Annotated in this window: 12 protein-coding genes; 10 read left to right on the top strand and 2 right to left on the bottom strand. The window is 62.1% G+C overall.

The window, feature by feature from the left end:
• The first annotated feature begins 1,500 nt into the window (after positions 1 to 1,500).
• Entirely contained in the window at positions 1,501 to 1,980 is a 480-nt protein-coding gene (locus E4191_RS24010) for a hypothetical protein (protein WP_176562874.1), read from the top strand.
• A complete protein-coding gene (locus tag E4191_RS23250; RefSeq protein WP_176562873.1) occupies positions 1,907 to 2,449 on the top strand; it encodes a Fic family protein in 543 nt (180 codons plus the stop codon). Before E4191_RS24010 ends, E4191_RS23250 begins: the two co-directional genes overlap by 74 nt.
• A gap of 75 nt (positions 2,450 to 2,524) precedes the next feature.
• Here E4191_RS23250 and E4191_RS23245 read toward each other — a convergent pair whose 3' ends face one another.
• Positions 2,525 to 3,877, bottom strand: coding sequence for an IS5 family transposase (locus tag E4191_RS23245; protein ID WP_139616707.1), 1,353 nt, complete (start codon positions 3,875 to 3,877; stop codon positions 2,525 to 2,527).
• A 134-nt stretch (positions 3,878 to 4,011) separates the two neighbouring features.
• On the opposite strand from E4191_RS23245, the gene E4191_RS23240 reads away from it, so the two are divergent.
• From E4191_RS23240 to E4191_RS23225, 4 genes are all read left to right on the top strand, one after another.
• Positions 4,012 to 4,443, top strand: coding sequence for a hypothetical protein (locus E4191_RS23240; protein ID WP_228461924.1), 432 nt, complete (start codon positions 4,012 to 4,014; stop codon positions 4,441 to 4,443).
• A gap of 22 nt (positions 4,444 to 4,465) precedes the next feature.
• Entirely contained in the window at positions 4,466 to 4,924 is a 459-nt protein-coding gene (locus tag E4191_RS23235) for a GNAT family N-acetyltransferase (protein ID WP_139616635.1), read from the top strand.
• 204 nt (positions 4,925 to 5,128) lie between these two features.
• Positions 5,129 to 6,301 (top strand): IS5 family transposase, encoded by a 1,173-nt coding sequence (locus E4191_RS23230; RefSeq protein WP_139616706.1) that lies wholly within the window; start codon positions 5,129 to 5,131, stop codon positions 6,299 to 6,301.
• A gap of 1,026 nt (positions 6,302 to 7,327) precedes the next feature.
• Positions 7,328 to 8,317, top strand: a complete 990-nt coding sequence (locus tag E4191_RS23225) for a D-2-hydroxyacid dehydrogenase family protein (RefSeq protein ID WP_331459689.1) — start codon at positions 7,328 to 7,330, stop codon at positions 8,315 to 8,317.
• On the opposite strand, the gene E4191_RS23220 is transcribed toward E4191_RS23225, so the two are convergent.
• Positions 8,301 to 9,413, bottom strand: a complete 1,113-nt coding sequence (locus E4191_RS23220; RefSeq protein ID WP_139616634.1) for a Bug family tripartite tricarboxylate transporter substrate binding protein — start codon at positions 9,411 to 9,413, stop codon at positions 8,301 to 8,303. The two genes, E4191_RS23225 and E4191_RS23220, sit on opposite strands and share 17 nt — an antisense overlap.
• A 122-nt stretch (positions 9,414 to 9,535) precedes the next feature.
• Between E4191_RS23220 and E4191_RS23215 the strand changes: the two genes are divergently transcribed.
• The 4 genes from E4191_RS23215 (at position 9,536) to E4191_RS23200 (ending at position 15,021) form a co-directional block, all read left to right on the top strand.
• Positions 9,536 to 10,210 carry a response regulator transcription factor gene (locus E4191_RS23215; RefSeq protein WP_139616633.1) on the top strand — a complete coding sequence of 225 codons (675 nt, stop codon included), beginning with the start codon at positions 9,536 to 9,538 and terminating at the stop codon, positions 10,208 to 10,210.
• Positions 10,207 to 11,619: a sensor histidine kinase gene (locus E4191_RS23210; protein WP_139616632.1), complete on the top strand. Its 1,413-nt coding sequence runs from the start codon at positions 10,207 to 10,209 to the stop codon at positions 11,617 to 11,619. Before E4191_RS23215 ends, E4191_RS23210 begins: the two co-directional genes overlap by 4 nt.
• Before the next feature lie 98 nt (positions 11,620 to 11,717).
• Positions 11,718 to 12,818, top strand: a complete 1,101-nt coding sequence (locus E4191_RS23205) for a Bug family tripartite tricarboxylate transporter substrate binding protein (protein ID WP_139616631.1) — start codon at positions 11,718 to 11,720, stop codon at positions 12,816 to 12,818.
• Between the two features lie 202 nt (positions 12,819 to 13,020).
• Positions 13,021 to 15,021, top strand: a complete 2,001-nt coding sequence (locus E4191_RS23200; protein WP_139616630.1) for a tripartite tricarboxylate transporter permease — start codon at positions 13,021 to 13,023, stop codon at positions 15,019 to 15,021.
• Positions 15,022 to 15,034 lie beyond the last annotated feature (13 nt).

Below are 15,034 nucleotides of genomic sequence, written 5' to 3'. Positions count from 1 at the left end.
CGCTACGGCATCTGAAGTGCCCCTGAAGGTCCACACCCGACCCTCCGTTTCACAAGCCACCAACATCATCTGAACTTGCGGAAAGGCTCCCGCAAATTCAGACGGAAGCGACCAGGGCGTCGCCGTTCGGGGGTTCTGGAGGCGGTATTCCGGCGCGTTCGTACCAGGGCTCCATGGCGCGATTAGCCGCTAGTCACCCGTCGCTGCATTTCGCCCAGCAAGAAGCGCCATGGCGGAGAGGTAACGGGGCCAGGAGGAACAAGCAAAAATCCTGGCCCCTGCGCCGGGCCGCAAAAGCATGATGCCGGTGCAGGGGGTTACTGCGGGACGACTTGGCAGATGTCCAGATGCAGATGCGCGACCTCGGGGCGCTGATTTACTCAACAACCTTGCAGTTTGATACGCGACTCCGCCTTCGTACGGGGCTTTCCCCTCCGGGAAGAAAGGCAAATATCGATAGGTTGGGGTCTGGTCAGTTTCTGGTGGCCCCCGGAGGGAATGTCGGGGGCCACCAGAGGTCGATCCGCGGGAGGGGGAACACACGCGGTGTGCAGGGCGAATGCCCGGAACGTCGTATCGAACCTGTCGTCACTGCTCGCCTCGCTTTGTCGGATTTGCGAGTTTTACACTCGATGACCGCAAAGTCTTTCTGGCTTATAATTCAACCTAGGGTTTATTTTGCGACTCGTCTAGCTTGTTCTGCATGAACTTGAGTTTTTCCAGACCCGCACGACGACGAGCATTGAGGGCATCATGAAAGAACAGGTCCCGCTAGGTATGCCTTGGCGCACGAGTGTGGGGCTGAACCGCCTGCTGTGTGGATCAGCCCATACTCCGCTGTGCGCCCGCATTCACGCAGCCCGCTCGTCGCGGCTGAGGTCCATGGCGATGTTCCTGCTGGATGTGGCTTTTGCCGAATATCGGCATACGGAGCGGGTCCACCGTCGCTGGCTCAATCTCTCGCAGGAAAATGGCAACCGAGGGCGGAACTCGTAAAACAATCACTTTGCCCATGGTTGCAAGTGCTCTCTACCTTGGGTTGACCCGAAGGGCAGCTTGTTCTTTTGGCTAGGCCGCAGGGCAGACTACCGAAGTCCGAAACCCAAATATGAAAGGCAGAATATGCAAGCGATCCGAGCGCCTCGTTGTTCGGGCGTGGTTGACAGTTGCTGCGTGGTGCCGAGCATTGCAAAACCCATCTCGTCTTGCAACATATTGCAGATGTCGGCTCTGGCACGGTTTGTGCAACACATTTGAGGATGTTGCGTCAACGACCATTTGTAAACGTGCGCAAGTAGATCCGCGTTGTTCTTATGCCGTGTTTCTCTAGCGAATGAAGCGCCGCTTGCGGGGGTCGAGGGGCGCGTAGCAAAGCAGGAAGATCCTGCAACCGACCCTCAGAAAGTACATCAGTGCACTTCATAAAGGTGCTAAGTTGACGTCAAAGAGTATCTAGACACTGCGATTAAACTGAAAAAAAGGGCTTTGCCCATCGATCAGATGCCGTCTTTATCTGATCCCCAGCCCTGGCTTGTCGCACAGGCGGCTCAAGCCTCTGCACTGGCAGATGCGGCCCGCGATCTCGGGCGGCTGGAGGCCACGTTGCTGACGCTGCCCGCGGCGGATGCCGCAGGGGCCCGCGAACGCTTGGTCCATATTGAGGTCGAGGCGATGCTGCGGGCGCAGGGGCTGATGCTGGGTCGAGACGAGATCGGCCGCGAACTAATGGAGGCACGCGCGGCATCCGACCCGGAGCCGTTGCGTCTGGCGCGGTGGGCTGTCCGCCGGCTGGAAGGGCAGGGGGCCCTGGCGGACCTGCCGGCCTTTCTGGGACTGCATCGCCGCGCCGCATCCGATGAGCCATCTTCCACCAGCATGGACCTGCGCCTGCAGGGCAGGGAGTTCGATGGCGCGGCGGTTGAGTTTTCTGGTGGCAGTCGATGCCTTAACAGCGTTGCACCCGCTGGCGCGCGGCCCTGAGGTTCTGGCCCTGTGGCGCATGGCCGAGTTGTCTCCACCAGGGCAGGTGGCCGAGCCGGCTGTCTGGTCAGCGAGCCACCTGGCGGCAGGGGCCGAGGGGCTGCGCTTCGTCCCCTTTGGCCGGCATGGGCAACGAGTCTGGACCGGCTATGGTCCGCCCAAGGATCGACGCGCCACGCATCTCGCCGCTCTGCGCGCTGGTGTGCAGGAGGCGCGGGCCCTGATCCTGCGCATCGGTGCCTGGTCCGAGCAGGCCCGACCCGCCACTGCCGGCATCAAGGGCGACAACGCCGCCTGGGTCATCGCCGTGCTGGCAGCACGCCCCTTTATCTCGGCCATGGAGATGGAGACGCGCGCTGGCATCAGCCGCCCTACGGCCGAGCGCATGCTGAAGCGCCTGAACGATCTCGGTCTGACCCGCGAAGTGACCGGAAATCGCAGGTTCAGGCTGTGGACCACCGAAATATGATTGTATTATATTCTCGGGCTACAGCCTATCCAAGGCGGGATATAAGCAGCGAAAATGAGTCAGTTATTAATCAGTTCAGGCTGAACAACGCTGCCCATGAGCGAGATAGCCGTTTTCTGTCCTGATCACTTGCAAGATCGCGGCGAGAATGAAGGCCAGCAAAGCCCTGAGGTGGGCCAGGATCTTGCGGATGTTATGGCCGCAGCCGCAGAGCACGGCGAAGATGGCGTCCCCGGACGTGCCCTTCAGCGGGCAGCGGGATAAGCGTCCGTCTGTCTTCATGTGTCCGATCTCGGGCTCGATGGCGCTGCGTCGCCTCAGCAGCGCTTTCAGCTTTTGCGTCAGGCCGCGGCGGGTGCCGCTGATCAGCACCTTCGTTTCCAACACCCCATGGCCGCGATACCCGCGGTCCACGACCGCCAGATCCGGGATCTGACCGGTCAGGGTCGCGACCTGCTCCAGGGCTTCGGGCAGTGTGTGGCCATCGTAGGGATTTCCCGGCAAGGCGCGCATGCCCAAGACGAAGCCCTCGTCGATGGTGGTGGCCAGGCTGACCTTGGTGCCGAACTCGTAGCGTTTGCGGGCCTTGCCCTTGGAGATGCAATCGACCTCGGGCTCATGCAGGGCGTAGATCTTGCCGCGGCTTTTTGGGGTCTGATGGAGCAGACGACCGACGAGCACGAGAGTGTCCAGAACCCGTTCGCGGAAGGACCCCTCCGCGACACCATCCAACTGCCGGCGGATATCCCTCAGGACACGACCGGCGTATCCCTTCAGCTGTTTCAGAGCCTTGCCCATGCGTTTGAACTGCCGGGCATGGGCGTAACGCCCGATCTGCACGGCCAGGCGCGGTGCGAGACGATTGTAGTTCTGCCGCAGCGTGATCCCGCCTTCGTCGGCAAGGGCGACAAGCTTGCCGCGTGCGGTCTCATACAAGCGCGCATCGGTCGGGTGGGCGATGTTCTTTTCCATCACCGTCGTATCCACGGCGACGCGCGACAGGCTGCGATCCTTCACCGCCCCTGACCTGCGCCCTGCCTCTATCGTCTTGGTCAGCAGCCACTCGGCCCCTTCCTCTCCGATCCGCTTGCGCCAGCGGGTCAGAGAGGACGGATCGATCGGTGGGCGGTGCTGGAAGAACACCTCGCCGGTGAAGTGCTGATAGTAGGGGTTTTCGACCCAACGGGCGACAACAGCTTCGTCAGACAGCCGATAGGCATGCTGAAGATACAGCAGGCCCGCCACCAGCCGCGGCGAGGTTGCCGGCCGCCCTGTCGGGGAGGGAAAGAAACCCGCCCATTCGGTCTCGAAGAACTCCCAGTCAATCAGCGCGGCGAGTTTCGCCAGTTCATGGCGCAGATCGATCATCTCGGTCAGACGGGGACGCAGGAGATCATCCTGCTCTTCAGTGCGCGGACGAGGCTTCATCACAGCTCCGAAAATTCGCAAGGTTTCGAGTATCAGCATACGAAACCTTGCAATTCCCCGCTACCGCTTTGGCACTTTCATCAATAAAATTCAGATGGTTCAGAGTTGTTCAGGCCGAACTAATCAGGATAAGTATGGCTTTTCGTGAGGATATTTCAGGGCTTTTCGATGAGTACGATGAGGCGTCGACTTGCGACGACGCCGAAGTTTTTAGCAGACTTTGCGATCAAGTTAGCCTGCTCCAGACGCCGATCGGCAACTTTTCCATAGAGCGTCAGGCGGTTCGCGATCACTGTGTGACACCCATGGATTTTTACCGCCGCGAGAATATCGTCCGGCCCGAGGGAAAGCTGATTTCTGCAACAGAACTCTTTCCGAACGTCGCGCAAGCCTGCATGGCATATCGAATGTTTGGCGAAGGCGACGAACTCGTTGCAGAGTGGGAACATGTCTACATCCTGCCTCGTAGCGATCGCTGGCGAGTGTCCCTCACCATCGCCGACAGGAAATGGCCGCATGGGTCGCCAAAGCCCTACAACTTCAACCGGAAGCGTAATAACCTATAAATGAGAAAGGAAAAGTTATCTTATGATTAAAATTCGGTTACGTCGAGCAACAAGGGCAGACGTTGAAGCGATTGTCACAATGCTTGCCGATGACGAGTTAGGTTCGTTGCGGGAAGGCGTTTCGCCAGTTGTAGCGAAATGCTATCTGGATGCTTTCAATGAGATTGAGGGCGATACAAATCAGTTCCTTTGTGTGGCCGAGGACGAACAGCGGATTGTCGGAACCCTTCAATTAACCTTTATTCCGGGGCTTTCTCGCAATGGCACCAAGCGCGGACAGATCGAGGCAGTACGGATTGTGAGCGACCGCCGGGGCGAAAGTCTGGGTGAAGCGATGTTTGCTTGGGCAATCAGTGAATGCCGATCGCGGGGGTGCTCGCTGGTTCAACTTACCACCGACAAGGTCCGATCTGATGCTCATCGCTTTTATGACCGTCTCGGCTTTGAGCCGAGCCATATCGGATACAAGCTAAAACTCTAGAAAAGGCAGTTAGGCGTCTTTGGAAAGCTGCTATGACTAAAGGGCAGTGAGAGGTGGTCATGGTCGCGGGTAAAGTCCTCGCGACCATGCTGTTTTGGCAAGAACGCAGAAGGTCTGGAGCCTAGCAGGCCGCTGAAATAGTCGGTCCTCGACGCGATTTGTAGAACATGATTCATTCTCTGCAGGACAGCGGCGGGAGTGATGATGCGCGGCACGGACAAAGCGAGCGGGTCGCTGTTCAGTTATGTTGATCTGGAAGCTCGTGTCCCTGCGCGGCATCCGCTGCGCAAGATCCGGCAGGTGGTGAACGACGCGCTTGCTAGCTTGGATGCCGAGTTCGAAGCGCTCTACACCGATTTCGGTCGCCCCTCGATTGCGCCGGAACGGCTGATCCGGGCCAGCCTGCTGCAGATCCTGTTCTCGGTCCGCTCAGAGCGGCAACTGATGGAGCAGATGCAATATAACCTGATGTTCCGTTGGTTCGTGGGGCTGGGCATCGATGACCAGGTCTGGGTCCCGACGGTGTTTACTAAGAACCGCGACAGACTGCTGACCACGGACATGTCGCGCAAGGTGATGGGGGCAATCCTGGCGCATCGCGAAGTCGCCCCGCTTTTGTCTGACGAGCATTTCTCGGGCGACGGAACGCTGGTCAAGGCTTGGGCCTCCATGAAGAGCTTTCAGCCGAAGCCTGACATCACACCCCCTGATGACGAGGGCCCGGGCGACCCGCCTTCACCAGACATGACCACCGCGGACCAGCCCGAACCGACCCAAACAGAGACAGACCCGATGCTCCGCCCCACCCGCCAACACCGCAATGTCGAAGTCGATTTCCGCGGCGAGCGGCGTTCGAACGCCACTCATGCCTCGACCACCGACCCGGACGCTCGGCTCTACAAAAAGTCGCCCGGCACCGGCGCAATGCTGTGCTTCATTGGCCATGCGCTGATGGAGAACCGCAGCGGCCTGATCGTTCAAGGAGATCTGACTGAAGCCGACGGCCGTGCCGAACGGCGCGCCGCGCTTGGCATGATTCACCGTCACTCCCCCGGATCGACCCGCAGGCTGACCCTTGGGGCAGACAGAGGATATGACGCCGCCGGGTTCGTTGCTGACCTGCGTCAGGCCTGCATGACACCGCATGTCGCGCAAAGATCGCGTTATTCAGCGATCGACGGGCGGACCACCTGGCACGACGGCTATGGTCTGTCCCTGAAGCACCGGAAGCGGATTGAGGAGGCGTTCGGGTGGGCGAAGACCGTCGGCAGAATGGCCCAGACCGTTTATCGTGGCATCGAACGAGTGCGCTCCCGCTTCGTTCTGACAATGGCGGCCAACAATCTCGCGCGGCTGCCCTGGTTGCTCGCGGCCTGAGGCAAACAAGCGGCATCAGCCATGCATACGGTCCATCCCGACGGGCCGGAAACTTCAGGCAGACACGCCCGTCCTGAGAAAACAGTTCCACCTCGGCGACTATTTCAGCAGCCTGCTAGACCAGGGCGACTGTCACCGCCTCGGTCCTTCGAAGTTCCCGGGGCTTGTTACTCTGCGTTCAGGCCGCTGACCCGGGAAGGGCAAGGCCAGACCGTTGGCCGCCTGCACCTCCGAATAGAGGTCCGTTGCGTGGCAATCCGGGCCGGTGAAGCGACCCGACAGGTTATAATGCGGCGCGGCGCCGTCGGGTGCGGGCACGAATGACGCGCCCGGCAGTTCGGCATGCAGCGAGCCGGGCGAGAAAGGCTTGCTGTGCCTGTGCCGTGACAGATCCCAGAAGCGCGGAGTAGGCGATGGTGGTCTTCATCCCGAGACGTCTATGTGCATCGCCGCGGCAAATCGATCCGCGACCACGCACTCGTCTCTGCCCGGTGTGTGACGTGCACCGCAAAGGCGCCAGAAACTTCGAGGATGCTGTTGGTGCACCCCGACCAAGATCAGCACACGACGCTTGATGGTGTTTACAAAGGAGGCTGACGCATTCGGAAGTGCGCATCGTGCCCTGGGCCAGCGCGTTCCGCATCCAGTGCACGCGACATGTTTGCTAAGACGCGTTGAAGACCCAGCAGGCGGCCGCGCACAGACTCTTGTGACTGTCCGCGATGGCCCGCTTTACGATGCTCAACCCGGGGTCGCGAGGCTGCGAAGAAAGTCGGTCCAGACGGTTTCCGCGTTTGATGGACGGGGGCAATCACGCGTGCCGCGTTTTTGGCAGCGACCGCCATCCTCGGAAGGGGGAGGTTACCGGATGGCCAATACTCATTCTGGACGTCAGCGATGGAAACGGGAGGCTTGGGGATGCATGACTTGACGGTACTGGCCTGGTTGTCGAATGTTCGGATCTGCATACCGTCTCGCCAAGGGCTATAGACGGGTGAAAGCGGCGTATACTAGCAAAGGCAACTCATGGCACTGAAAATTGCTATTCTCGACGATTACGCCGACGTGGCGCGCTTGTATGCCGAATGGCCGCAGGATGACGATGTCACCGTTTTCCACCGGACGATGACCGATCAGGGGGAGTTGGCCGCCACCTTGGCTCCATTTGACGTGCTGTGCGTGATGCGCGAACGGACACCGCTTGGCGCCGAGTTGATCAAAGCGCTGCCCCACCTGAAGCTGATCGTGACCACCGGGGCGCGCAACCTATCCATCGACGTGGCCGCAGCGCAGGAGCGCGGAATCGTCGTCTGCGGAACGGAATCTCGCGGGACCACCACGGCCGAATTCGTGATGGCCCTGATGTTGGCCCTGACCCGGCGCATCGTCCCCGAGGCAAATTCCGCCGCCGCCGGGTGCTGGCAAATGGGCATGGGCCGCGATTTGGCTGGGCTGACACTTGGCATCGCGGGTTATGGCCGCATCGGTCGCAAAGTCGCGGCGCTTGCCCGACCCTTCGGAGTAGAGGTCCTGGCTTGGTCGCGTAGCCTGACGCCCGAACAGGCCTCGGCCGAAGGGGTGCGCCACGCGGCCGATTTGGATGTGTTGCTGCGCGGATCTGACATCGTGTCGATCAACCTGGTCCTGTCCGAGGCGACGCGCGGCCTATTTGGCGCGCGAGAAATCGGGCTGATGCGTTCCGACGCGTTGCTGCTGAACACCTCTCGCGGACCGATCGTGCAGGTGGGACCGCTGCTGAATGCCCTGCGCGACGAGCGCTTGGGCGGGGCGGCGCTGGACGTGCACGATATCGAACCACTGCCGGACGGCGACCCGATCCTGGACCGCGACCTGATCGACAGCGGGCGGCTGCTGGTCACGCCGCATCTGGGCTATGTCAGCGAACAGACGTTCCGCATGTTCCACCGCCAGACCGTTGAGGCCATCGAGGCGTGGAAGGCCGGTCGGCCGATCCGGGTCATCGGCGGGGGGCGGCAGGCTACTCCGTCAACCTGATCGAATATTCGTCGGCCAGCCATTCCAGCACGAAGCGGCGGGTATCGGGGTCGATCCGGGTCACGCTGGCGGCTAGGTTCTGCGCATCCTCGCCGACCAGCGACTGATAGGCGCCCAGGATCGCGGGAGCGCGGTCGACATAGTCCGGATCGCTGCGCGCCGCGCGGATCGCCTGCAGCCAAGTGTCCCGGATCGCGGGCGGAGTATCTCGGGGTAGAACCAGCATCTTCTGCGCCGCGAACCCGGCAGAGGCGAAGACACGGTAGGCGTCGTATTCCTGTCCCGAGGGGTGCGCGCCGTGCAGGTGTTCGTACAGCTCCTCCAGCGTGGGTAGGTCCGGGAAGGTCGGATCGCGCTGCACGCTTCCGTCGGCAGCGACGATCCCCCAGCTGAACAGCGGCACCGCATCGCCCGCGGCGACCATGGGCACAACGTTCTGCAGATAGGCCGAGGTGGTCTGATAGTCGATGTTGACTTCATGAAGGCGCATTGCTTCCCACCCGTCATGCCGGCCGGTATATCCGAAGACGTAGTGCGCATCCAAACCCAGAACGCGGAAGGCCAGCATTGGTACCAAGTCCAGAGAGGTAATCCCTTGGCTGGCGAAGACCAGTTGCCGATCGCGCAGCGTCGCAATATCCTGCCAGGAATTAAGCCCTAGGTCACCTGCGACATAGACCACCCCGCCGGTGGGAGAAGCCATTAGTACCGTCCAGTCATTGAAATCGTAGCGAACGCGAAAATCGCCTAGCAGATAGGCGAACAACGACGATCCTGAAATGCCTAGCAGGCTCAGGCCGTCGCGCGGCGCCTTGTCGGCGAAAGCGTTCGATCCGCGTGTGCCGCCACCGCCCGGTTCGTTCCGTACGACAATCAATGGCTGGCCCGGCATGTGACGAGCGAGCAGTGGTGCGTGAAACCGCGCCCAGACATCCGATCCTCCACCCTGGGAGAAGGGGATGATCAAATCAACAGACCGCCCGCTGAAATCCACGTCCTGTGCATGGGCCGCGCGCGGCGTCAGGATCGCCGTCGCTACAATGCAGAATGTAATTAGCGCCGCGGCGATACCGGGGGCGGTCGAGGGATATTGCATGGCGTGCCTCCCTGGCGTGGCGACCTTGCGGTCTCCTGTCCCTGCAGGCTCATGTTTAGGGGCTGTATCTTCGCCGATCCACCCCCTAAGAGGAAAAAGTCCCCCGACCCGAGGCGAAGGCCATGCGGATCGTCCTGATCGAAGACAACCAGATGTTGGCCCGCGCGGTCGAGCAAGCACTGCGCGAGCAGGGCCATTCCGTCGACTGGCTAGCCGACGGGCAGGACGGGCTGGATTTCCTAACCCATGACGGTGCAGATCTAGCCATCGTCGACATGAACCTGCCCCGGCTTAGCGGACTGGACGTGATCCGCCGGACCATCGCAATGGAGATGGACATCCCGGTGCTGGTTCTGACCGCGCGCGACGGACTGGAAGACCGCGTAGCGGGGCTGGATGCCGGGGCCGATGACTACATGACGAAACCGTTCGAGATGGCCGAATTGTGCGCGCGGGTGCGTGCGCTTGGTCGGCGGCGGGGCAAACGCGGCCATTTGGTAGAGACGGTAGGTGGGCTATTCTTCGACCGCGCAGGGCGCCGCGTCAGCGGTCCGGACGGAGTGATCGAACTATCGCGTCGCGAGCTGGCCCTGTGGGAGGCACTGTTCGACAATGCTGAACGCGTGGTGGGCAAATCGGCCCTGTGCGACAGCATATATGGTACCGGCGCCGATGTTGACGTGAACGCGGTCGAGCTATTGGTCTCGCGTCTGCGTCGGAAGATCGATGGCGGCGGGGTGCAGATCCGGTCTATCCGTGGTCTCGGCTACATCCTGCAACAAGACAGTTCCATATGAGCGCGCCGGACGGTCGCGCGGTCAGTCTTAGAACGCGGCTGTTCGTGCTGATCGTGGTGCCACAGTTCGTCTTGGCGGTGCTGGCCAGCGTGGTGCTGCACTGGATGGCGCGGGACATGTCGCGCAACCTGTACGACGACACGTTGAAGGTGGTGGCCCATGCCGTCGCGCGCGAGGTGATGATGACCAAGGGCGACCTGATCGCGGAATCTTTGCTGACCTCATTGGAAAATGCGATCGGCGATCCGCTGTTCTATCAGGTCCACGCAGCGGGGGGACGTTTCATCGTTGGCCGCACTGACGCGCCGCCCATGCCCGCGGGCCGTGAATACCCCGAGGCCGTGCCCGTCTTCTACAACGCCGTCTTCAACGATCAGCCGGTCCGTGCGGTGGTGCTGCGCGAGTATATTACTGACCCCGATTTGGACGGTTGGACGACCGTGCGCGTCTGGCAGACCGTGACCCGGCGCGAGGCGCTGACCCTGCAGATGCTGGGACAGGCGGCGGCGGTGGTGGCACTGATGGTGGCATCGGGGGCGGCGCTGGTCTGGTTCGGCATCAACCGCGGCCTGTCGCCGCTGACCGACCTACGCGACGCGGTCGCCCTGCGCAACTCACAGGAGCTGCACCCGATCCGCCGCCGCGTCCCGCGCGAGGTGGTGCCATTGGTCGCCACTATCAACGGACTGTTCCAGCGACTTGCGGCGGAACTGGACCGACGACGGGCCTTCATCTCGAATGCCGCGCACCAGCTGCGCAACCCGGTGGCCGCGATTCAGGCGCAGGCAGAATCGGCGCTGAACGCACAATCGGATGCCGACCGCCAGCAGCGGTTGACTGACCTGCACGAACTGTCCCGCCGCCTGTCGCGCCTGACCCAGCAGATGCTGCGGCTGGACGCGGCCAGCGACGCGCTGGACGCCCAGGGAGGCGCCCCTGCCGACCTGGCGCAGATCGTGGCCGAGGTCGCGCGCCGCCACGTGCCCACGGCCCTGCGCCGCGAGGTGGACCTGTCCCTGGACGGGGTCGAGGGCCCGCTGCCCGTCGCCGCGAACCCCGTCCTGCTAGAGGAGGCGGTCGACAACCTGATCGACAACGCGCTGAAATACGGCACGCCCCGGGGCAGCGACCTGAGGCTGGAACTGTCGCGCGACGGCAAAATGGCTGAACTCCGCGTGCGCGATCAGGGCGACGGCATCCCCGGCCAATTGCACGACGCGGTGTTCGAGCGGTTCTTTCGCGTCAGCACGGCCGATGACGGTGGGTCGGGGCTCGGCCTGCCCATCGTGCGTGTCATCGCCCGGCGTGCGGGCGGCGATGCGCGGGTTGAGCCGTCGGATCAGGGCTGCGTCGTCCTGCTGGCGCTTCCTTTGGCAGAGGTTGATGCAGAAACAGGCAAAAAAAATTAACGCAGCTGCATCCTGACAGCCTTTGGACAGCTTCATGTGCGATGACTGTCTCGTTCGCCCGGTGCCCCAGGTGCCGGACCAATGGGAGGAATACAAACATGCAAGCAACACTGGGTCGCCTGAAAGGCGCCGTCGCCGTCGCATTCGTGGTCGCCAGCATCACCGCCGCAGCCCCCGTCGCCGCACAAGAGGTCGATTTCTCGGGGCAGACCGTTGAATGGTGGGTGCCCTTCTCGGAAGGCGGCGGTTCGGATGTCTGGGCACGGTTCTTCGCCCCCTATCTGTCACGGCACCTACCGGGCAATCCAAACGTGATCATCCGCAACGTCCCCGGCGGCGGCTCGATCACTGGGACCAACGAATTCGCCGCTCGCGCTCGCCCGAACGGGCTGCAGCTGCTGGGTACGTCGGGATCGACGCAGTTCCCTTTCCTGCTCGGCGACACGCGCGTGCGTTATGACTATGCCGATTTCGAACCGGTGCTGGTCTCGCCCACGGGCGGCGTGGTCTATGTTCCCGCCAGCGCCGGCGTTGCCGACGCGTCCGAACTGGGCGAGCTGGTTGACACCGAACTAGTCTATGCCAGCCAAGGCGCGACCTCGTTGGACCTGGTGCCAATGCTGGCCTTCGAAGTGATGGGCCTGAACGTGCGCCACGTCTTCGGCATGACCGGCCGCGGTGACGGCCGCCTGGCCTTCGAACGTGGAGAGGCGACGATCGACTATCAGACTTCGTCCGCCTACCTGACAAACGTCGCCCCGTTGGTCGAGGAAGGCTCTGCCGTGCCGCTGTTCTCGTACGGAGTGCTGGATGCGGAAGGCAACGTGCAGCGCGACCCGTCCTTCCCCGAGATCCCGCATTTCGTCGAAGCCTACGAGATGATGCATGGTGAGCCTCCCTCGGGCGTGGCCTTCGAGGCGTACAAGGCGTTCTTCGGATCGGGTTTCGCCGCACAAAAGCCTGCGATGCTGCCTGGCAACACACCCGAAAACATCGTGCAGGCCTATCGCGATGCGTTCAGCGCCGCAGCCGAAGATCCCGAATTGATTGCCAGTTCAGGGGAAGTCCTCGGCGATTACGACCAAGCGGTGGGTGACCAAGTCGTCGACCTATACAAGGTCGCAACCACCATCGACCCCGAAGCCCGCGAATGGGTTCGCACCTATCTGAGCGAGAACCACAGCGTGATGTTGGACTGACCTAACCCGCGGGCGGCACGCGACAGGCGCGCCGCCCGGCCCTGTTCCGACCGCGCCACGATGTCTCTGCAATGCGCAGTTGAGGCCCGGACGCGGCCGGACCCCCGCAATCCAGGTGATTGCCCCCGGCGGCATACCCCCAGTTTCGTAACGCGCGTGCTGCACGGCGCCATCACCCCTTCAGAAGGTCCAAGGTCTTACCATGGTTACTGACGCAATTCTCTCTGCACTCGGTACTGTGCTGACGTTCCAACACATCCAGTACTTGATGATCGGCGTCCTGACCGGCCTGGTTGTGGGGGTGCTGCCCGGCCTGGGCGGCATCGTCGGGATGTCGCTGCTGCTACCCTTTGTTTATGGCATGGAACCGACGCTGGCGCTGGCGATGCTGATCGGCATCCTGCCGGTCCTGTCCACCTCGGACACCTTTGCCTCGATCCTAATGGGGATCCCGGGGTCGTCGGCCTCTCAAGCGACGATCTTGGACGGATTTCCGCTGGCCAAGAAGGGCCAAGCCGCTCGCGCGCTCAGCGCGGCGTTCTCGGCTTCGTTCATCGGCGGCCTGTTCGGGGCCCTGGTCCTGACGGTCTGCGTGCTAATTGCACGTCCGCTGATCCTGTCCTTTGGCGCGGCAGAACTGTTCATGCTGACCATGTTCGGCCTGTCGATGGTCGGCGCGCTGTCTGGCTCCAGCCTGGCCAAGGGCGTCGCCGCCTGCGCCGCGGGGCTTGCACTTGGCGCTGTCGGTGCGGCACCCGCCACGGGCGAATACCGGATGGAGTTCGGGTCGCTTTACCTGATGAATGGCGTGCCGCTGGTCATTGTGGGCCTGGCGCTGTTTGCCATCCCGGAAATCGGCGACCTGCTGCGCCGCAACAGCTCCATCGCCCAGGAAGGTTCAGCCCTTGGCGCCGGGTGGTCCCAAGGGTTGAAGGACACTTGGATGTACCGCTGGCTGACGCTGCGCCTCGCGGCACTTGGCGCGTTGCTGGGAATGATCCCGGGTCTGGGCGGATCGGTCGTCGACTGGATTGCCTATGGCCATGTCGTGCAGACGTCGCGTGACAAAAGCCAGTTTGGCAAGGGCGACATCCGCGGCGTCATCGCGGTGGAGGCGACCACCGCGTCCAAGGACGGCGGCGGTCTGGTGCCGACTCTGCTGTTCGGCATTCCCGGTTCGGGATCGATGGCGATCTTTTTGGCCGGCATGATCCTGATCGGCCTGCAGCCGGGGCCGTCGATGGTCACCACCAACCTGGACGTGACCTATACGATCGTCTGGTCGCTGGCGATCGCCAACGTCTTGGGCACAGCACTATGCATCCTGCTCGCGCCTGCCATCGCCAAAGTCACGGTCGTCCGCTATCCTTTGGTCGCGCCGTTCATGATTTTGGTGATCACCTTTGCGGCCTTCCAGCCCAACCGCTCGTTGTACGATCTGGTGGCGCTGGTGGTCCTGGGGATTGTGGGCATGATGCTGCGCCGGTTCGGCTGGCCGCGCCCGGCCTTCCTGATCGGGTTCGTGCTGGCCACGCAGGCCGAACGCTATCTGTACCAGGCGCTGCAGTTCTCAGGGTGGAACGCCTTCCAGCGTCCTATCGTGCTGATCATTGGAGCGATTATCGTGCTATCTGTTGGCTTCAGCATGTATTCGCAGAAAAAAAGCGGCAGCAAGATTGAGGTCGAGGGCAAGTCGGCCGTGACCCTGACCCAGTCCATGTGGCCGCAGGTCGCGTTCACGATAGGCATCATGGCGCTGTTCGTCTTCACATTCGTCGAGACGATTAATCTATCGCAGTTGGGCCGCATCTTCCCGGTCAGCATCGCAGTCGTGGGCATGGGTGCCGCTGCCATGGTGCTGTGGCCGCAGATCCGCGGCAACCGGACCAGCGGCGCAGTGTTCGACGCGGAGTCAAAGGAGGTCTCGGACCAGTTGGGTCCAATGACACCGCTGAAATATATCGGCTGGTTAGTGGGCTTTGTCGCCACCATCGCGCTGGTTGGCTATTTCCTGGCCGTCATCTTGTTTTTCCTGGCCTTTCTGCGCATCGTTGCCAAGTCAGGCTGGGTGCAGACCCTGCTGCTGACGCTGATGGGGGCGATCATCCTGCTGATCCTGACATCGGCACTAAACCTGATCCTGCCCGAAGGCCTGCTGCAGAACCATTTCTATGACCGGCTGCCCTGGCCGTTAGTGTCCTGACAAAAGCATGGAC

The organism is Paracoccus liaowanqingii (assembly GCF_004683865.2).
GTDB lineage: Bacteria > Pseudomonadota > Alphaproteobacteria > Rhodobacterales > Rhodobacteraceae > Paracoccus > Paracoccus liaowanqingii.
Note: the sequence above shows the minus strand (reverse complement) of the source record. Positions and strands in the feature narration are given on the sequence as shown.